Source organism: Onishia niordana (assembly GCF_004798965.1).
Taxonomy (GTDB): Bacteria; Pseudomonadota; Gammaproteobacteria; order Pseudomonadales; family Halomonadaceae; genus Onishia; species Onishia niordana.
Genome location: NZ_SDSD01000001.1, coordinates 319,422 through 336,857, shown reverse-complemented (window position 1 = coordinate 336,857; position 17,436 = coordinate 319,422). Strand labels below are relative to the sequence as shown.

Below are 17,436 nucleotides of genomic sequence, written 5' to 3'. Positions count from 1 at the left end.
TGACAGGACCCTTCATGCTCAAGTGGTTGGCCATCGTACTGGTTGCTCTGACGTTACTGCTGCAGTACCGGCTGTGGTTTGGCGAGGGCGGTCTGCAGGAATATGCGCAGATACGGGCCCGAGCCGATGCCATGGAAAATGAGAACCAGCCGATGCGGGCGCGCAACGAGCGACTTGCCGCTGAAGTGGTCGATCTGAAAAATGGTCTCGATGCCATCGAGGAGCGGGCGCGTAGCGATATTGGCATGGTACGTCGTGACGAGCAGTTCTACTGGGTGCCGGATGTCGGCATCGACAAGGAAGCCCCATGAGCCGCTTGTGGTTGATTGTGCCGGCTGCCGGTCAGGGACGGCGTATGGGCGTCGATCGTCCCAAACAGTATCTGGAGCTCGCCGGCCGCCCGGTCTTGGCACATACCCTGGCTCGCTTGCATCAGGCTTTCCCCGAGGCCGGACTCTGCCTGTGCCTGGACGATGATGATCGCTGGTTCGACCCTGAGTGGGTGCCTTTTGCCGACTGGCGGCGCAGTTCGGGTGGTGCGGAGCGGGCCGATACCGTGGCCCGGGCACTGGCACTGCTGCGTGATCAGGCTAACGATAACGATCTGGTCCTGGTGCATGATGTGGCGCGCCCCTGTGTCGCGCTCGATGATCTGGTGCGGCTTCGAGCCGCCCTTAATGAAGACCCGGTAGGAGCGCTGCTGGCAACGCCTGTTGCCGATACCATGAAGCGTGCCGATGCCGCCGGGCGGGTCGCCGTCACCGAGCCACGCAGCGGTCTCTGGCATGCTCAGACGCCCCAGGGGTTTCGCATCGGGCTGCTGCGTGAAGCGCTCGAGAAGGCGTGCGCGCTGGGGGTGACCGTTACTGACGAGGCTTCCGCCGTCGAAGCGATGGGTCATGCGCCACGTCTGGTGGCAGGCCGACGCGATAATATCAAGATTACTCATCCCGAAGACCTGGCGCTGGCGGCGCATGTGCTCGCCGCTCAGGCTGCGTCTTCAACAGTTTGCGGGAATAGCACTACATGACGCTGCGAATAGGCCACGGTTTCGATGTCCATCGTTTCGGCGAGGGCGACCATCTGATGCTCGGCGGGGTGCATATTCCCTTCACGCAGGGCTTCGTTGCCCATTCTGACGGTGACGTGCTCTTGCATGCCGTGTGCGACGCTCTGTTGGGTGCTTGTGCGCTTGGCGACATTGGCCGCCACTTTCCCGATACCGATGCAGCCTGGGTAGGCGCTGACAGCCGTGCGTTGTTGCGCCATGTCATGAGCCTGGTGCAGGACCGAGGCTTTCGGGTCGGCAATCTGGATGTGACTCTCATCGCTCAGGCGCCGAAGATGGCTCCGCATTTATCGGACATGATTGCCCATTTGGCTGCAGATCTCGGCGTGACGGCCGATGTGGTAAACGTCAAAGCCACTACCACCGAAAAGCTGGGTTTCACGGGGCGCAGTGAGGGTATCGCCGCCGAGGCGTTGGTGTTGCTTGAAGCGGTGACCACGGGAGTTCGGCATGACGGTTGATATGGCCTCTTGGCCACCCGCCTGGCCGCGAGCCTTGGGTCGAATGCCAGGGGACACATCACCATCAGAGGAAGGTGCGGCGCTTCCGGCCGGTGACTATCGGGCCGTCCCCGAAGATTTCGTGGTCGAAGAATGCTTAGGGTTTAGCCCAGAAGGCGAGGGCGAGCATCTCTGGCTGTGGGTCGAGAAGCGAGCGCTAACAACGCATGAGTTAGCCCGAATGCTTGCTCAGGTGTGTGGCGTGGGTGAGCGCGATATCGGCTATGCCGGTATGAAGGATCGCCAGGCGGTGACGCGGCAGTGGTTTTCTGTCCACTTGCCGGGGCGCGAGGCTCCGCAAGATATTCAGGCTGCACTCGATGCACGCCTCAACAGTGATGATGCCTGTGTGGTGCGTCTGCTCGAGCAGGCCCGTCATCCCCGTAAGCTCAAGCGCGGCGTACACCGCGGCAATCGCTTCCAGCTGCGATTGAGTGGGGATGTCGTCGATGCCCCGGCCCTTGGCGCTCGCTGGCAGCGATTGATCGAAGGCGGTGTACCCAATTATTTCGGCCCCCAGCGCTTCGGTCCCGAGGGGCGCAACCTTGCACGGGCACGATCGCTGTTGGCGAGAGGTTGGCGCAAGCGGGATGATCGTCAGGGCATGTTGTTGTCGGCGGCGCGCAGTTATCTGTTCAACCAGCTACTGGCTGCGCGTATAGCCGATGGTAGCTGGGCGACGCCGTTGCCGGGCGAGATGGTCATGCTTGAAGGAAGTGCCAGCCAGTTTCTGGCCGATAACGTTGATGATGCCCTGAGGGCGCGTGCCGCGGGGTTGGATGTCCATCCCACCGGTGTGTTGTGGGGCAGCGGGCGCCTTGGGAGTCAAGGTCAGGCAGCGGAGCGGGAGCGGGCGGTGATCGCCACCGAGCCCAGCCTGGCCGCGGGTCTTGAGGCGGCCGACGTGCGCATGTCACGCCGTCCGCTGCGCTTTCGCCTCGAGGCGCCGTGCCTGTCCCGCGAGGGGCATGCGCTTTGGCTGACTTTTGGGCTACCGCGAGGCGCTTTTGCCACCGCGGTGCTACGCGAGTTGATGACACACCCGACCCTCTAGGTCGGGCCTGGAGAGGGATGGCCGCAGGGTGGCTGTCCGCTTGTTGGCGATCGCCGGCAAGATGATGGAAGGCAAGGAGACCGGATGCACCGTTTACTGCTGTCCAATGATGATGGTGTTCATGCCCCGGGGCTTCGAGCCCTGCATGACGCCCTGTGCGACCATGCTCGCCTGAGGGTTGTGGCACCTGATCGCGACAAGAGCGGCGCCAGCAATTCGTTGACCCTGAGCCGCCCCTTGGCCCTGTCGGCGCTGGAGAACGGCTTCTACAGCGTCGATGGCACGCCGGCCGACTGTGTCTATCTGGGCGTTAACGGTGTCTGGGAGGAGCGACCGGATCTGGTCATCTCGGGCATCAATCATGGTGCCAACCTGGGCGATGACGTGCTCTATTCCGGCACTGTGGCCGCCGCCATGGAGGGGCGCAACCTGGGGATGACGGCGATCGCCATGTCACTGGTGGGTACGCATCATTTCGATACGGCGGGGCGCGTAGCGGCGACGCTGATCGGCGCCGCATCGTCGCTGTCACTGCCCCCCCGCAGTCTGCTCAACGTCAACGTGCCGGACCTTCCCTGGGAAGAGATCCGCGGCTTCAGAGTCACCCGGCTTGGCTATCGTGGCCCTGCTGCCAGGCCGATGAAAGTGCTCGATCCACGTGGCCGCGAGCGCTACTGGATCGCCGCCGTCGGTGATAATGCCGATGATGGCGCGGACACCGACTTTGCGGCGATAGACGCCGGGTTCGTGTCGATCACGCCGTTGCAGACGGACCTGACGCGCCAGGCCGCGCTTCATGACGTACAGGGGTGGCTGGATGCCTTTGCGTGAGCTGAATGACCCCGCGCTGATCGGCGTGGGCATGACGTCTCAGCGCACCCGGGACCGCCTGGTCGGCCGCCTGAAGGAGGCCGGCATCGTCGATGAGCGGGTGCTTGAGACCCTGCGCCAAGAACCTCGCCATCTGTTTCTGGATGAGGCCTTGTCACATCGGGCCTACGAGGACAGTTCCCTGCCCATTGGCCACGGCCAGACCCTGTCTCAGCCGTGGATGGTGGCCCGCATGACCGAACTGGTGCTGGCGGAGGCCCCGGAACGGGTGCTCGAGATCGGCACGGGCTCCGGCTACCAGACGCTGATCCTCTCGCGCCTGGTGCCCCGCGTGTTTTCGCTCGAGCGTATTGCCGCGCTCAAGGAGCGGGCCGCCGAGCGGCTTCGTCGCCTGTCGGCGTATAATGTCACGCTGCGCCTGGCGGACGGCGGCCATGGCTGGCGAGATGCCGAATCCTTCGATGTGATTCTGCTTACCGCCTGTGCCAGTGAACTGCCGTCGGCGCTACTGGGCCAATTGGCAGAAGGTGGGGTCCTGATTGCACCGCTTGAAGACGATAGCGGTCAGCAATGGCTCACCCGCGTGCACCGGCAGGGCCAGCATTTTGAATACAAGCGGCTGGAGCCTGTGCACTTTGTGCCGCTATTACAGGGAGTCATACGTTGAAGCGGTCCTATTCAGTATTCCTCAAGGGCGCCGGCATGGGCGCCGCCGACGCGGTTCCCGGCGTGTCCGGTGGCACCATCGCCTTCATCACCGGCATCTATGAGGAGTTGATCCATTCCATCAAGTGCTTCGGGCCTAGCGCCTGGGCCGCCTGGCGCCGTGGTGGGCTCAAGGGCCTTGCGCTGCACCTCAATCTCGCGTTCGTTATCCCGCTGATACTGGGCATCGGTATCAGCCTGGTGAGCGTCGCGCACATTGTCACCTACCTGCTGGAGAATCATCGGTTGCTTCTCGATGCCTTCTTCTTCGGCCTGGTAGCGGCCTCGGCCTGGTTGGTGAGCCGTCGGTTGACCGACTGGCGTCTCTGGCATGTACTCCCGCTGATAGCGGGACTGTTGTTGGCCGATGGTTTGCCGGCGCTGATGCCGCTGGTCAGTGGGCTTGGCAGTGAAAGTCTGATGTTGGTCGTTGCCGGCGCGATCGCGATCAGCGCTATGCTGCTGCCGGGTATTTCGGGCAGTTTCTTGCTGCTTACCATGGGGCTCTATGGCAGTGTGATGGAAGGCATCAAGACCTTCGATATGGTGCTGATGGCACAATTTGGTCTGGGCTGTCTGGTAGGGTTGGCCGCCTTCTCGCGTCTGCTGTCCTGGTTGCTTGTGCGTTTTCATACCGCGACCCTGCAGCTGTTGATCGGCTTCATTCTCGGGGCGTTGCCCCTGTTATGGCCCTGGCGGGAGTTGGTGAGCTACCGTCTGGGCCCCGATGAGCAAATGATACCCATGGAATATCGGAATCTATTCCCTGATGATTATGCCCAGCTGACCGGCGATCCGTCGGGCTTGGTGCCCGCTGTGGCCCTGATGCTGGGTGGACTGATGGTGGTGCTGGCGGTGGGACGTTATGTGTCGCCGAACGGCAGCCAACGACAAGGAGGAAGTTTGTGATGCGTAAGGCTATGTTGGCCTCTGTCGTGACGTTGTCTCTGGCCGCCTGTGCGGCCCAACCCCCGGGAGGGGCAAGTGGTATCCAGGTACAGGATTTGTCATCGGCACGCGGTGAGGCGACTAGCGGCAGCTATACGGTCGAACCGGGCGATACGCTTTACGGTATCGCTTGGCGTTACGAAATGGATTTTCGTGACCTGGCCCAGCTCAACGGCATTACTCCACCCTACCGTATTCAACCAGGGCAACAGTTGCGCCTGGCAAGTGCTCAGGGTGGTGGGCGCCAGGAGACCGCTATTGCCAATGCCGAGGCATCGGGTGGGCAATCCCAGCCGAGTGCTGATCGCAGCAGTGCCTCGGGTGGCGGAGAGAGCCCAGGCTGGCTTGAGCCGAATACCGCCGCTATTGAGCGCAACCGCAGATTGACCTCCGCGCCACTTCCTGACGGTGCCGGTGAGCAAGCCGACGACCCGTCAAATGCGACAGCCACCAACAGTAACCAGACCCCTGACCCAGGTGCCCTTCAAGGCGCTGTGACAGTGGCGGGGGGCGAGCAGGCGCCCGGTCCAGTCTATAACTATGAAAGCCCTGGTGCTGATGGCGAGTTGAGCACTGCCGACCGAGCCGAGCGAGAGGCGCGCGAGAAGGCCGAGGCGGCTGAGCAGCAACAGCAGAACACGACGGAGACTGCATCAGCCAGCTCTCCCACGTCTTCCGACGAGCAGCCCAAGACCGCATCACAGCCGTCCAAGAGCGAATCACAGCCATCCAAGAGCGAATCCCAACAGGCCGATGCCGGCGCGGCAGTGGCCGGAGAAGGCGATTCGACGACCGAGCGACGCACTTATCAACCGGTTGACGAGGTACCCTGGGAGTGGCCTGCCGACGGCGATGTGGTCAATGGTTTCGGCGAAGGATCAAGCATCACCGCAGGCATTGATATCGGTGGCCGAAAGGGTCAGTCTGTCAGAGCGGCAGGCCCTGGCGTGGTCGTTTATGCAGGAGATGGCGTCCGGGGTTACGGCAACCTGATTCTGCTTAAACACAACAATCAGTTCCTGAGTGCTTATGCCCATAATGACAGCCTGCAGGTTCAGGAGAACGATGTGGTTGAAGCCGGTGAGGTGATTGCAACCATGGGTGACACGGATGCCGACGCCGTTAAGCTGCACTTTGAGGTCCGCAAGGATGGTCAGCCCCAGGATCCCCTGACGTTTCTTCCCAAGCGTTGACTCGCCGCTTGCTTCTCAAGCGTATGCTTACGACACAAGCCTAATGGCCAGCTCTTCGCTATCGCAGTATAAGCACAGGTGGGAACTGGCCATGGCTAAGCAGAGAGTGGGGTAGCGACATGAGCATGCTTGAACAGGATATCCAGGATATCCAGGATGTCGAGATAGAGGACGTCGAGGCGACAGACGCTGAAGAGGCCGATGAAGTACTTGAAAAGGATGAGAAGGCGTTCGAGAAAGCTCTTAACCGGGAAGAGAACACCTATCATCATAGCCTCGATGCCACCCAGATCTATCTCAACGAAATCGGTTTCTCGCCTCTGCTGAGCCCGGAGGAGGAGGTTCACTTCGGCCGACTCGCTCAAGCCGGCGACCCGGCTGGGCGTTCCCGGATGATCGAGTCCAATCTTCGCCTGGTGGTCAAGATTGCTCGGCGTTATCTGAACCGGGGCTTGTCGCTGCTCGATCTGATCGAGGAGGGCAATCTCGGTCTCATTCGAGCTGTGGAAAAGTTCGACCCGGAGCGTGGGTTCCGTTTTTCGACTTACGCCACCTGGTGGATCCGTCAGACCATTGAACGAGCACTGATGAACCAGACTCGGACCATTCGCCTGCCGATTCATGTGGTCAAGGAACTCAATATCTATCTGCGGGCGGCCCGTGAGCTGACCCAGAAACTCGATCATGAAGCGACTGCCGAGGAAATCGCCGACTTTCTCGACAAGCCGGTGGCCACCGTCAAGAAGATGATGGGGCTCAATGAGCGGGTATCGTCGGTGGACTATCCGATGGGCGGGGAAAGCGACAAGCCGCTGATCGAGACTCTTGCTGATGATAACGACCATGGCCCGGAATCTTCGTTGGTTGATGGTGATGTCAAGCAGCATGTGGACGATTGGTTGGCCGAGCTAACCGAAAAGCAGATGGAGGTGGTGGTCAGGCGCTTTGGTCTGCGCGGCCATGAAGCCGCCACCCTCGAAGAGGTTGGCGAAGAGATCGGCTTGACCCGTGAGCGGGTCCGCCAGATTCAGGTCGAAGCGCTAAAGAAGTTGCGCCGTGTCCTCGAGAAACAGGGGCTTTCGCTGGACGCCATCTTCGAGTAATCCTCCCCGTGACGCCGCGATGTTCCCATCGCGGCGTTTCTGTGTCTGTCAGTTGTTCGAGTGCCGAGCCATCTCTTCGTCTCCGGGGAGTGGCGCCTGGCAGGAAAGGTTCTGGTTGCTAGTTATTCTGTTATTTTATTTAAATGCAGTATTTTCTCTCGTTTATGGGGTGTAAAACGGGTTCTTTGTCCATGCAAAAACCTTCCAGATAGCTAATAATCCTAGGTCTTTCTTTCTCGTATCTGGCCGGAGACTCCATGGCTCGCCCTCTGACAGCTGACATCAATCTCAATGCACTGCGCCAGAACTATTGCCTGGCAAGAGATCTGGCGCCACACAGCCAGTCCGTGGCGGTGCTCAAGGCCGATGCCTATGGGCACGGTGCAGTGGCATGCGCCCGGGCGCTCGAGGATCTGGCACCAGCCTTTGCGGTGGCATGTATTGAAGAGGCTGAAACCCTGCGTATGGCGGGCATCGAGGTGCCGATCGTGTTGCTCGAGGGCATCTTTGAGGCAGAGGAGCTTGCGCGAGTGGATGCGCTCGGTTTATGGATTGCCGTGCATAGCGAATGGCAGGTCGAGGCGCTGCTGGCCTTCATGCCTCATCAGCCGATTCCCGTCTGGCTAAAGGTCGATTCCGGCATGCATCGCCTCGGCTTTTCCCCGGCTCGGGCGGCTGATGTTTGGGCGCGTCTTCAGGCGGTGCCCGAGCGGGTGACCGACCTGCATCTGATGAGTCATTTCGCCACTGCCGATGCCATCGAACCTGGCTATTTTCGTCGCCAGCTGGCACTGCTCAATGAGTTGTCGGCGAGGCTCGACGCGCCGACGTGTCTTGCCAACTCGCCGGCTACCCTGGCCTGGCCCGAGGCCCATGGCGCCTGGAATCGCCCCGGTGTCATGCTCTACGGCAGTGATCCGCTCGAGGGGGCCAATGATGCCAGTCGCTCCTTGGTGCCGGTGATGACGCTGCGTTCGGCGATCATCGCCGTGCGCGAGATTGCAACAGGCGAACCGGTGGGCTATGGCGGGCGTTTCAAGGCCCCGTACCCGGCGCGTGTCGGGGTCGTGGCCTGTGGCTATGGCGATGGCTATGACCGCCACGCGGTGGATGGCACGCCACTGCTGGTGGACGGCCAGCGGGCGGGGCTTGCCGGCAAGGTCTCGATGGACATGTTGACCGTGGACATCACCCATCTTCCTGATGCCGGCATCGGCAGCGAGGTGGTGCTGTGGGGGCAGGCCGTCAGCGGTGAGGTGCTGTCGATAGACGAGGTGGCCCGCTATTGCGATACCATCAGTTATACGCTCCTCACCGGGGTGCTGCCGAGGGCCCCAAGGCGGTATCATGGTGGCTGACTCGCCCCTGAATTAGAGAGCCGCATGTCAAAGGACGACGACACCTCGACCTCCTTCGCCCATCCCCGCTACTGGCCGACATGGTTGGCGATCGGCCTGATGTATCTGGTCGCTTGGCTGCCCTGGCGCCTCAAGCTTGGCATCGGTCGCCTGATCGGCCTGCTGGCCTGGCGTTTTGCCAAGCGGCGCCGACATATCACCGACACCAACATTCGGCTGTGTTTTCCCGAACGCGATGCCAAGGCCCAGAACCGGCTGGTTCGCGAGACCTTCATCGCCAATGGCATTGGCCTTGTCGAGACCGCTACCGGCTGGTGTCGGGATCACGAGCACTTGCGCCACCGTGTGGTCTTTCGCGGCCAGGAGCATATGACACGGCTACAGGCGCAGGGCCGGGGCGCGCTGATTCTGGGGGTTCATTTCTCGACCCTTGATCTGGGGGCCGCCCTGCATGCGCTCTACTTTCGCGCTGATGCCGTGCAGCGTCCTCACGACAACCCGCTCTTCGACCGCTTCATGGCGCGTGCCCGGGCCCCGTATTTCGACGCGATCCTCGACCGCCACGACCTGCGCGGCGTGGTGCGTCGGATCAAGGCCGGCCATGCGGTCTGGTACTCGCCGGATCAGGACTTTGGGCGCGCTGCCAGCGTTTTCGCACCTTTCTTCGGCATCGAAGCGGCCACGGTGCGCATGACCGGGCGTATCGCGCGCATGACCGGGGCGCCGGTGATACCGCTGATTTTTCACCGCAACCCGGATGATCGCACCTACACCCTGGAGTATCTGCCGCCGCTCGAGGACTTCCCCAGTGGCGACGAGGCGACCGATGCCGCTCGCGTCAACGCGGTGATCGAAGCGGCGATCCGTCGCCACCCCGAGCAGTACTTGTGGCTGCATCGCCGTTTTAAGACGCGCCCCAAGGGCGAAGCAGGCTTTTACTGAGCAACAGCTGCTTGAGGCGTCAATGACTAGTGGTCGGCAGCCGTGACCGGCGATGCTGGCGGTGTCGGCAGTTTAATGGGAAGTGTCAGGCGGTGCTCCCCACTGGCGAGTCGCTCGCCGATGAACTGTCGATCCAGGGGGTGGGTGTCGCGTTGTGCAAGGGTGTCGATCACTCGCTCGGCATGGCGCTGGATGGTTTGGAGCTCGGCTTCTTCGGCAAACAATGAAAGTGTCTTCAGCGCCTTGAGCAGCGCCAAGCCAATGCTCACGTCATCCTTGCCGTAGTGCAGGATCGGATTGACCAGCCGGTAGAGCAGGCTATCGAAGCGTTCCGTCTGCCAGCTCACCCGCCGATGTCCGTCGTCATCGGTCAGGGTATTGGAGGGATGAAACTGTAGTCGCCTGCATAGCAATTCAGTCAACTGATGCACGCAGAGGCGAGCAGTACCCGGGTCATTGATACCGGGTGAAAGTGCCTTGACGGCCACCTCCATTAGCTGAGTCATCCCATTGACGTAGAGGTCTTCCGCCACTTCTCCCTCCACGTATACCAGAAGGTCAAGTGCTGACTCACTGAAGTGCTCGCCTGGTGCCTCGTCTGCCTCGACCGTGAACAACGGAAAGCCTTCTACCGTGAAGTCGCCGAAGCTGAAATTCAGATGCACCACTACGCCAGCGTTAGTCGCCAGTCGGCCCAGCGCCTCAATATCGGCGTTCTGGATGTAGCCGCTGCGACGCGCATTGATCTGTGGCCACTGGGTGTCCATCGATGGTGTTGGCTGATGACACCATCCGTTGCGTTGCTGTCGCGCTTCGAGTTTCGCAAGCGATTTGCGGGTCGCCTGATGAAGCCCGCGATTGACCGCATTGATCTGCACCGACTGGGAGGCGTTGTGAATGAAATAGACGAACAGCGCCAGGCAGTGAATGACCATTCCCGCGCCGAGATAGGTGCTCAGTGAGCGCCAGGTGCTCGGTGTTTCGCCGCCCACCGGTACCATCAGCAAGATGAGAATGAAGAGTATGGTGCCCAGGTAGTGACCGAGGACCCGTTGATGATGGCGTTCGGTAATCAGGCCGAAAACCAGTTTGTGGGAAAAATTGCCGCCGGCCTGGGTCAGCACCGACATCTTTTTTTTCCCGCGATCAAGGTCGACAGCAGCGTGCGCGGCGTCTCGACTTCGGTGAAGCGCACCCCTGAAAGGAAGGTTGGCAGAGGTAGGTGCTCTCCGAGCGGCAGCACAGCCAGTAGCCCTAGCGCAAGGTAGAGCAAGGCCAGCAGACTTGGCAGGAAGCCGATGCTCTGGCGAAAGTGCAGTATGCTATGGAAGATTTGTGTCAGCGGATTGGTCATGAGCACATCCTGGCAATGATCCTTCCTGCTTTATCACGGTTGAGGCTTCGCTATGCAAGCACGACCGCGCGATGGAGTCGGCGAAGCAGAGGGGTGATCGGGTAGCCATGAAAAACGGGCGGTGTCGCCACCGCCCGTCGGGTCATCGCTCAAGCACCATCGCCTTCAGGCGTCGATGCGCTTGTACTTCATGCGATGCGGTGTGTCGTTACCGACACGCTTCTTATGATCGGCCTCGTACTCGGTGTAGTTGCCTTCGAAGAACACCACATTCGAATCGCCCTCGTAGGCGAGAATGTGGGTGGCAATACGATCGAGGAACCAGCGGTCGTGAGAGATCACCATGGCACAGCCGGGGAAGGCCAGCAGGGCATCTTCCAAGGCACGCAGGGTCTCGATGTCCAGGTCGTTAGAGGGCTCATCGAGGAGCAGCACATTGGCGCCCTGCTTCAGGGTCTGCGCCAGCTGCAGGCGGCCGCGTTCGCCACCGGAGAGGTCCGCAAGGCGTTTTTGCTGGTCGTTGCCCTTGAAGTTGAAACGCCCCACATAGGCCCGCGAGGACACTTCGTAGCCGTTGATGTTGAGCATGTCCTGGCCATCGGACACCGCTTCCCACACCGTCTGCTTGTCGTCCAGGGCATCACGCAGCTGTTCCACGTAGGCGATATCAACGGTCTCGCCGAGCACCACTTCACCGGCGTCAGGCTGTTCCTTGCCGGTGATCAGCTTGAACAGCGTCGACTTGCCGGCCCCGTTGCCGCCGACGATACCAACGATCGCGCCCTTGGGGACGCTGAAGGTCAGGTCCTCATAGAGCAAGCGACCATCGAAGGCCTTGGCCACGTTGTGGAACTCGATGACCTTGTCACCCAGGCGTGGGCCGGGCGGAATGTAAATCTCGTTGGTTTCGTTACGCTTCTGGAAGTCGCCCGACTGCATTTCCTCGAAGCGGTTGAGGCGCGCCTTGCTCTTGGCCTGGCGGCCCTTGGCGTTGCTGCGCACCCACTCGAGCTCTTGCTTGATGGCCTTGTTCTTCGAGGCCTCCTGCTTCGACTCCTGCTCGAGACGCTTTTCCTTGGCTTCGAGCCAGCCAGAGTAGTTGCCTTCGAAGGGAATGCCCTGGCCGCGGTCGAGTTCGAGAATCCAGCCGGCCACGTTATCCAGGAAGTAGCGATCGTGGGTGATCGCCACGACCGTGCCGTTGTAGTCGTGAAGGAAGCGTTCCAGCCAGGCTACGGACTCGGCGTCCAGGTGGTTGGTGGGCTCGTCGAGCAGCAGCATGTCCGGGCTAGACAGCAGCAGACGGCACAGCGCGACGCGGCGACGCTCACCACCGGACAGGTGGCCGACGCGGGCCTCCCAGGCCGGTAGGCGCAGTGCCTCGGCAGCGACTTCCAGCTTGCGTTCGATGTTATGGGCGTCGGAGGCCTCGATGATATTTTCAAGCCGCGCTTGCTCACTTGCCAGGGCGTCGAAGTCGGCATCCGGATCGGCATAGGCGACATAGACAGCCTCAAGCTGCTCCTGGGCTTCCTTGATCTCGGACAGCGCTTCCTCGACGGTTTCGCGAACGTTCTTGTCGTCGTCGAGTTCGGGCTCCTGGGGGAGGTAGCCGACATTGATGCCCGGCATGGGGCGCGCTTCGCCTTCGAACTCGGTGTCGACCCCGGCCATGATGCGCAGCAGCGATGATTTGCCGGCGCCGTTCAGGCCGAGCACGCCGATCTTGGCGCCCGGAAAGAAGGAAAGCGAAATATCCTTGAGGATCTGACGCTTGGGAGGGACGATTTTGCCCACCCGGTTCATGGTGTAGACGTATTGCGCCATGGATATCCATTGGGTTGAGGGTTTCGGCACGATGATAGTGGCCGCACCCCTGAAAGGCCAGCACTGGACGGTGATCGGGCTATTGGCGTGGCGATGTAGAGAACGGGCGTGAGCTATGACGGGGGCGGCCTCATACGCATGCACGGGCGCTCTGGCCCGCGTCATGATGTCAGCAGGGCAACCTACTCATCTTCCTCGTCATCGAGATTCCAGTCGTCCTCAATGGCGCGTTGGAGACGACGTTCCTCCAGCAGGCTCTCGAGGCGGCGTCGTGCCTGCAGGGTCTCGGCCCGGGACGAGCGGCTTGGTGCGTACTGGCTGTCGTTCACGGCGTCCATGAACGCATCCATCTCGTCGTTTGCATCATCGGATGCGTCGTGGATTTGGTGCTTTTGGCTCATGCGATGTCCTCCCATGACCCCATGTGGAAATGGCGACGGATGCTCGCCTCTGGCGAGCATCGGGCAACGCGAGTGCGTTACTGGCTATATAACGCCAGTGGCGGGGAAGGACAAGTAGGTAGGAGAAAAAACTCAGTCTTTTGGGGTGCTCTTGACGCGCTCAAGCTCTGCGATGGCCTCGACGCGTTCGGTAACGTCCTTTTGAACGCCGAGATAGTAGGTAATGTTTTCCTCCTCGTCGTACATCGGCGTGATCGACAATTCATTGTAGAAAAGCGTGCCGTCCTTCTTGTAGTTGCGCAGGATCTCTCGACAGGGACGGTCTTCGATCAGGGCGTCGCGGATACGGGCAAGCCCGGGCTGATCGCGATCATCGTTTTGCAGGAAACGGCAGTCGCGATAGAGGATCTCGTCGGTGCTGTAACCGGTCAGGCGTTCAAAGCCTTGATTGACGTAGATCAGGATGTGTTCCTCACCCTCGCGTTCGGCAACGACGATACCGTCCTCCGAGGCGTCGATAATGCGTTCCAGAAGCTCGGGGCTGATCATGGGCGGTCTTTTCATGCGCTGCGTTCCTGTCGCGACCCTATGGGCGTGGGTAGACGTTGCCTGCCCACGGCGTATATCGCTCTATCATGGCTAGGCGGTTGCGATATTTCAATGTGTTGCGCTCACTCCTCGACTTCGGGCAGGCCCTGAGCGGTCATCGCGGCGGCAAGTGCGCAGGCGGCGAGCAGGCCAAGCAGGGTGGCGGTGCCAAACCACTGGGCGAGAACGCCAACCAGGCCACCGACCAGCAGCATCAGAACCCCTGTTAGTGTATTGGAAAGCGCCACATAGAGGGCGCGTTGATCCGTATCGGCGAGATCCACCACGTAGGTTTTGCGGCCCAGCCTGACACCCGCGTGAGCGATCACCAGCAGTCCATAGAGTAGGGCATAAGGCCAGGGGCTGGTCGTCCAGGCACCGGGGAGGCCTCCCGCCAGCGCGGCAAGCGCACAGCAAACGGCGGCGGCGAGGCCAGCATCACGCATTACTCGACGGCTCGAGGCATCGGCCCGCTTACCCCAGACCGGGCTTGATAACATGCCAGCGAGCCCTGAGACGATGATCAGTAGGCCAAGGTCTCCCAGGTTTGAGCCAGTGCGCTGCTGGGCCAGCAGAGCGATATAGGGAAGCGCCAGGGCGCTGGAGAGCAGTAGGGCGCGCGCCAGGTTGAAGCGCATGAAGGCAGGATCTTCGCGCAGCAGGTGCAACCCTTGGCGCACACTGTCCCAGGCATTTTCGCCGCCCTCTACCGCTCCCGGCGTCTCTTCGATCAAAGCTGCGCAGAGGGCATTCAGCCCCCAGCCCAGTGCGGCGATCCCCATCAACACCGCCAGAGCCAGATCACTGGGCCGGTCATTGAAGAGCATCAGCATGATACCGGCGGCCAGCGTCACACCTCCGGCCACGCTACCGCTCCACCCCATCAGGGTGCCGCGCTGCTGTTTGGCAATGGTCTTGCCCAGGACATCCTTGGTCGCGATCGACGACAGGCCTCGCGCCAACGACAGTGCCACCAGGGCCATGAGTACCAGGCTGCCCCCCAGGCCGCCCTGACCCAGCAGGGCCAGGATGACCAGCAGCAGGGCGGCAAACATCTGAATCACGCCGCCCGCGACCCAGGTCCATTTGCGCTGCGCCTTCTGTCGAATGAAGCCTGCCACGAAGACCTGGGGCAGCAAGGCCCCTGCCTCACGGATTGGGACCAGAAGCCCCACCATCCACAGCGGTGCACCGATCGCGCCCATTAGCCAGGGCAGCACCAGTCGGGCACTGGACAGCTCGTCTGCCAGCTTGTTGCCAAGCGAGGCCATCAGGTGTCGAAGGAAATTTTGCGGTTGTACCTGGCAGGCGGAGTCGGGAATATCCTTACACATCCGGCTGTCATCATCACCGGTCAGTCGCTCGTAAAGAGCGGTCTGTGAGGTCTGGGGGGGTGGCATGGCATGGCTCCCTGTGCGCGCATTCCAGCCGCCATGATGCCTCAGTTATGATAGCCGGCAAATGACCCGCAAGGAGAGAAGGCTTCATGGCAAACGTGCGTATCCATTTCTGTACTCAGTGCCACTGGCTGTTACGTGCCGGCTGGTATGCGCAGGAATTGCTCTCGACCTTCGGAGAGGAGCTTGAGGAAGTGGCCTTGGCGCCCAGCCACGGCGGACATTTCGAGATCACCTTCGATGGTGATTCACTCTGGGAGCGCAAGCGCGATGGTGGCTTCCCCGACATCAAGGTACTCAAGCAACGGGTGCGTGACCGGCTCGATCCCACACGGGATCTGGGCCATCTGGATCGCTGAAGCATCGCCTTGGTGTCCATCATCCGGCACGATCATGGCATCATGGATCGTTTCGCCTGCCTCACTGCAGCGCGTCAGCTGAGGGTATTGCAACAATGCGTGGCCGTGCCTCACGGTCAAGCTGCCCCAAGGGGCACATCACACCAAGGGAGAGTGCATGACACAGGATCGTCACGCCATGCTGTGCGGGCTGGGAGCGGTGGGCTTATGGTCTACGGTGGCCACGGCCTTCAAGGTCGCACTCGGCGAAATGTCACCGCTGGAGCTGATGTGGATCGCCGCGCTTGTCTCCTGGATGCTGATGGGGATTCTGGTATGGCGAGAGGGCCTGCTGCGTCAGGCGCTTGGCAAGGGCTGGCGGACCGCTCTCTGGGCCGGGCTGATGAACCCGGTGGCCTATTACCTGGTGTTATTCGCCGCCTATGATCGCCTGCCGGGGCAGGAGGCGATGGCGCTGAATTATACCTGGGCGCTGGCCATGGCCTTTCTTGCCGTGCCGATCCTTGGCCAGCGATTGACCCGCGTCGATATTCTTGCCGGACTGATCGCCTACGCCGGTGTCTGGACCATCGCCACCCGTGGCGCGGTGCTGGACGTGGCCTTTGCCGATCCGCTGGGCGTGGGCCTGGCGCTGGCCTCGACCCTGCTCTGGGCGCTCTATTGGCTGCTCAATGCGCGCGATAGTCGCCCCCCGCTTGTCGCACAATGGCAAAACTTCAGCGTTGGTCTGCCGGTGTTCACCCTGCTGATCGCGGCAGGGCCGGGCTTCGAGTGGTACGGCTGGAAAGGCGTAGGCGCGGGTGTCTATGTGGGGCTCTTCGAAATGGGTATCGCCTTCGTACTTTGGCAGCTGGCCGTGCGCGGCATCTCGCGCACGGCCAAGGTGGCCAACCTGATTTTCCTGTCGCCACCGATTTCCCTGTTGCTGCTGCACCTGGTGGTCGGCGAGCCGATTCTCATCTCGACCCTGGCTGGCCTGGTATTGATCCTTGGCGGGCTCGGCCTTCAGCAATGGCAGAAGACCGTCGAGCCATCGCCTCAGCCATGATCGGCCATGGCAGCTTCAGCTTGAGTCGCCTTGGCCTGCTCGCTTGCTTCCTTATGGCCGTTACCGCCCTAGCGGGCCGTTGCCTGCTCGATCAGCGGTTCAAGGGTCGGCCAGACGTTTTCAAGGATCATGGGTTGAGCCTTCGCCGTAGGATGGAGGCCGTCGTCCTGCATCAGGGTCTTGTCGAGGGCAACGCCCTCCAGCAGGAAGGGCACCAGCGGCAGGTCGTAGCGTTTAGCCAGGCTGTCGTAGACGTTGGTGAAAGCCGTCCGATAGGCGTCGCCATAGTTGGGCGGAATGTCGATGCCCAGCATCACCACGCGGGCGCCGCTGGCCTGGCTTTGCTTGATCATCGATTCAAGGTTTTGGCGCATCTGGCTGGGCGCCAGGCCGCGCAGGCCATCGTTGGCCCCCAGTTCCAATAGCACGATATCGGGGGAATGCTGTCGTAACAGCTCAGGCAGTCGTGTCGCGCCACCCGCGGAGGTCTCACCGCTGATGCTTGCGTTTACCACGCGTGCTTCGCCCTCGAGCCGTTCCTGCAGCAGGTTGACCCAGCCGTCCTCCGGCTGCTCGAGGCCATAGGCGGCGCTCAGGCTATCGCCCATCATCAGAAGCGTAAGGCGTTCGGTATCTTCAGCTAGCGCAGCGGTCGTCACGAGAAGCGTGGCAAGGCCAATGCCAACACCGACACCCAGGCGCCTGCCAAGGCCGCACCTTGGCAGGCGCGGAAGTGGAACTGACATACGCTGGCGCCAT

Annotated in this window: 20 protein-coding genes; 13 read left to right on the top strand and 7 right to left on the bottom strand. The window is 61.4% G+C overall.

All coding sequences use genetic code 11. The features are described from left to right. Positions 1-14: 14 nt before the first annotated feature. From ftsB to lpxL, 11 genes are all read left to right on the top strand, one after another. The gene (ftsB, locus tag ETC27_RS01470) at positions 15-311 is read left to right on the top strand and encodes a cell division protein FtsB (protein WP_136253210.1); all 297 of its coding nucleotides are present in this window, start codon (positions 15-17) and stop codon (positions 309-311) included. Then, positions 308-1,030 carry a 2-C-methyl-D-erythritol 4-phosphate cytidylyltransferase gene (ispD, locus tag ETC27_RS01465; RefSeq protein WP_136253209.1) on the top strand — a complete coding sequence of 241 codons (723 nt, stop codon included), beginning with the start codon at positions 308-310 and terminating at the stop codon, positions 1,028-1,030. The genes ftsB and ispD overlap by 4 nt, the downstream gene beginning before the upstream one ends. Before the next feature lie 2 nt (positions 1,031-1,032). Then, on the top strand, positions 1,033-1,530 hold the full coding sequence (gene ispF, locus ETC27_RS01460; protein ID WP_136253713.1) for a 2-C-methyl-D-erythritol 2,4-cyclodiphosphate synthase: 498 nt from the start codon (positions 1,033-1,035) through the stop codon (positions 1,528-1,530). Then, the gene (gene truD, locus ETC27_RS01455) at positions 1,520-2,623 is read left to right on the top strand and encodes a tRNA pseudouridine(13) synthase TruD (protein WP_439331781.1); all 1,104 of its coding nucleotides are present in this window, start codon (positions 1,520-1,522) and stop codon (positions 2,621-2,623) included. Before ispF ends, truD begins: the two co-directional genes overlap by 11 nt. 84 nt (positions 2,624-2,707) lie before the next feature. Next, complete coding sequence (gene surE, locus ETC27_RS01450; RefSeq protein ID WP_136253208.1) at positions 2,708-3,454, top strand: 5'/3'-nucleotidase SurE; 747 nt, start codon at positions 2,708-2,710, stop codon at positions 3,452-3,454. Beyond that, complete coding sequence (locus ETC27_RS01445) at positions 3,441-4,121, top strand: protein-L-isoaspartate(D-aspartate) O-methyltransferase (RefSeq protein ID WP_136253207.1); 681 nt, start codon at positions 3,441-3,443, stop codon at positions 4,119-4,121. The genes surE and ETC27_RS01445 overlap by 14 nt, the downstream gene beginning before the upstream one ends. Beyond that, positions 4,118-5,068 carry a DUF368 domain-containing protein gene (locus ETC27_RS01440; RefSeq protein WP_240724752.1) on the top strand — a complete coding sequence of 317 codons (951 nt, stop codon included), beginning with the start codon at positions 4,118-4,120 and terminating at the stop codon, positions 5,066-5,068. The genes ETC27_RS01445 and ETC27_RS01440 overlap by 4 nt, the downstream gene beginning before the upstream one ends. After that, positions 5,068-6,300, top strand: a complete 1,233-nt coding sequence (locus ETC27_RS01435; protein WP_136253206.1) for a peptidoglycan DD-metalloendopeptidase family protein — start codon at positions 5,068-5,070, stop codon at positions 6,298-6,300. The genes ETC27_RS01440 and ETC27_RS01435 overlap by 1 nt, the downstream gene beginning before the upstream one ends. 119 nt (positions 6,301-6,419) lie before the next feature. Continuing rightward, complete coding sequence (gene rpoS / locus ETC27_RS01430; protein ID WP_136253205.1) at positions 6,420-7,403, top strand: RNA polymerase sigma factor RpoS; 984 nt, start codon at positions 6,420-6,422, stop codon at positions 7,401-7,403. Between the two features lie 257 nt (positions 7,404-7,660). Beyond that, positions 7,661-8,761 carry an alanine racemase gene (gene alr, locus ETC27_RS01425; RefSeq protein WP_136253204.1) on the top strand — a complete coding sequence of 367 codons (1,101 nt, stop codon included), beginning with the start codon at positions 7,661-7,663 and terminating at the stop codon, positions 8,759-8,761. A gap of 24 nt (positions 8,762-8,785) precedes the next feature. Then, positions 8,786-9,703 carry an LpxL/LpxP family Kdo(2)-lipid IV(A) lauroyl/palmitoleoyl acyltransferase gene (lpxL, locus tag ETC27_RS01420; protein ID WP_136253203.1) on the top strand — a complete coding sequence of 306 codons (918 nt, stop codon included), beginning with the start codon at positions 8,786-8,788 and terminating at the stop codon, positions 9,701-9,703. Between the two features lie 26 nt (positions 9,704-9,729). Here the strand turns inward: lpxL and ETC27_RS01415 are convergent, their stop codons facing one another. The 6 genes from ETC27_RS01415 to ETC27_RS01390 form a co-directional block, all read right to left on the bottom strand. Further along, entirely contained in the window at positions 9,730-10,833 is a 1,104-nt protein-coding gene (locus ETC27_RS01415) for a DUF2254 domain-containing protein (protein ID WP_136253202.1), read from the bottom strand. Next, positions 10,821-11,057, bottom strand: coding sequence for a hypothetical protein (locus tag ETC27_RS01410; RefSeq protein ID WP_136253201.1), 237 nt, complete (start codon positions 11,055-11,057; stop codon positions 10,821-10,823). The genes ETC27_RS01415 and ETC27_RS01410 overlap by 13 nt, the downstream gene beginning before the upstream one ends. 165 nt (positions 11,058-11,222) lie before the next feature. Further along, the gene (gene ettA, locus ETC27_RS01405; RefSeq protein WP_136253200.1) at positions 11,223-12,884 is read right to left on the bottom strand and encodes an energy-dependent translational throttle protein EttA; all 1,662 of its coding nucleotides are present in this window, start codon (positions 12,882-12,884) and stop codon (positions 11,223-11,225) included. Positions 12,885-13,066: 182 nt separating this feature from the next. Continuing rightward, positions 13,067-13,285: a PA3496 family putative envelope integrity protein gene (locus ETC27_RS01400; protein ID WP_136253199.1), complete on the bottom strand. Its 219-nt coding sequence runs from the start codon at positions 13,283-13,285 to the stop codon at positions 13,067-13,069. 132 nt (positions 13,286-13,417) lie between these two features. Continuing rightward, positions 13,418-13,849 carry a PAS domain S-box protein gene (locus ETC27_RS01395; RefSeq protein ID WP_136253198.1) on the bottom strand — a complete coding sequence of 144 codons (432 nt, stop codon included), beginning with the start codon at positions 13,847-13,849 and terminating at the stop codon, positions 13,418-13,420. Between the two features lie 107 nt (positions 13,850-13,956). Continuing rightward, the gene (locus ETC27_RS01390) at positions 13,957-15,273 is read right to left on the bottom strand and encodes an MFS transporter (RefSeq protein WP_136253197.1); all 1,317 of its coding nucleotides are present in this window, start codon (positions 15,271-15,273) and stop codon (positions 13,957-13,959) included. 86 nt (positions 15,274-15,359) lie between these two features. Here ETC27_RS01390 and ETC27_RS01385 point away from each other — a divergent pair, with 86 nt between their 5' ends. Together ETC27_RS01385 and ETC27_RS01380 are read left to right on the top strand one after the other, a co-directional pair. Next, on the top strand, positions 15,360-15,629 hold the full coding sequence (locus ETC27_RS01385; protein ID WP_136253196.1) for an Rdx family protein: 270 nt from the start codon (positions 15,360-15,362) through the stop codon (positions 15,627-15,629). Between the two features lie 157 nt (positions 15,630-15,786). After that, the gene (locus tag ETC27_RS01380) at positions 15,787-16,677 is read left to right on the top strand and encodes a DMT family transporter (RefSeq protein WP_136253195.1); all 891 of its coding nucleotides are present in this window, start codon (positions 15,787-15,789) and stop codon (positions 16,675-16,677) included. Positions 16,678-16,745: 68 nt separating this feature from the next. On the opposite strand, the gene ETC27_RS01375 is transcribed toward ETC27_RS01380, so the two are convergent. After that, positions 16,746-17,423, bottom strand: a complete 678-nt coding sequence (locus ETC27_RS01375) for an arylesterase (RefSeq protein ID WP_136253194.1) — start codon at positions 17,421-17,423, stop codon at positions 16,746-16,748. Positions 17,424-17,436: the final 13 nt, after the last annotated feature.

What these genes read in the sequence shown, in the direction of transcription:
- ETC27_RS01385 (WP_136253196.1), top strand. Translation starts at nt 15,360, where the DNA reads ATGGCAAACGTGCGTATCCATTTCTGTACTCAGTGCCACTGGCTGTTA.
- truD (WP_439331781.1), top strand. Translation starts at nt 1,520, where the DNA reads ATGACGGTTGATATGGCCTCTTGGCCACCCGCCTGGCCGCGAGCCTTG.
- ETC27_RS01400 (WP_136253199.1), bottom strand. Translation starts at nt 13,285, where the DNA reads ATGAGCCAAAAGCACCAAATCCACGACGCATCCGATGATGCAAACGAC.
- ETC27_RS01445 (WP_136253207.1), top strand. Translation starts at nt 3,441, where the DNA reads ATGCCTTTGCGTGAGCTGAATGACCCCGCGCTGATCGGCGTGGGCATG.
- ETC27_RS01415 (WP_136253202.1), bottom strand. Translation starts at nt 10,833, where the DNA reads ATGTCGGTGCTGACCCAGGCCGGCGGCAATTTTTCCCACAAACTGGTT.
- surE (WP_136253208.1), top strand. Translation starts at nt 2,708, where the DNA reads ATGCACCGTTTACTGCTGTCCAATGATGATGGTGTTCATGCCCCGGGG.
- alr (WP_136253204.1), top strand. Translation starts at nt 7,661, where the DNA reads ATGGCTCGCCCTCTGACAGCTGACATCAATCTCAATGCACTGCGCCAG.
- ETC27_RS01395 (WP_136253198.1), bottom strand. Translation starts at nt 13,849, where the DNA reads ATGAAAAGACCGCCCATGATCAGCCCCGAGCTTCTGGAACGCATTATC.
- lpxL (WP_136253203.1), top strand. Translation starts at nt 8,786, where the DNA reads ATGTCAAAGGACGACGACACCTCGACCTCCTTCGCCCATCCCCGCTAC.
- ETC27_RS01390 (WP_136253197.1), bottom strand. Translation starts at nt 15,273, where the DNA reads ATGCCACCCCCCCAGACCTCACAGACCGCTCTTTACGAGCGACTGACC.
- ispD (WP_136253209.1), top strand. Translation starts at nt 308, where the DNA reads ATGAGCCGCTTGTGGTTGATTGTGCCGGCTGCCGGTCAGGGACGGCGT.
- ftsB (WP_136253210.1), top strand. Translation starts at nt 15, where the DNA reads ATGCTCAAGTGGTTGGCCATCGTACTGGTTGCTCTGACGTTACTGCTG.
- rpoS (WP_136253205.1), top strand. Translation starts at nt 6,420, where the DNA reads ATGAGCATGCTTGAACAGGATATCCAGGATATCCAGGATGTCGAGATA.
- ETC27_RS01410 (WP_136253201.1), bottom strand. Translation starts at nt 11,057, where the DNA reads ATGACCAATCCGCTGACACAAATCTTCCATAGCATACTGCACTTTCGC.
- ETC27_RS01375 (WP_136253194.1), bottom strand. Translation starts at nt 17,423, where the DNA reads ATGTCAGTTCCACTTCCGCGCCTGCCAAGGTGCGGCCTTGGCAGGCGC.
- ETC27_RS01380 (WP_136253195.1), top strand. Translation starts at nt 15,787, where the DNA reads ATGACACAGGATCGTCACGCCATGCTGTGCGGGCTGGGAGCGGTGGGC.
- ETC27_RS01435 (WP_136253206.1), top strand. Translation starts at nt 5,068, where the DNA reads ATGCGTAAGGCTATGTTGGCCTCTGTCGTGACGTTGTCTCTGGCCGCC.
- ettA (WP_136253200.1), bottom strand. Translation starts at nt 12,884, where the DNA reads ATGGCGCAATACGTCTACACCATGAACCGGGTGGGCAAAATCGTCCCT.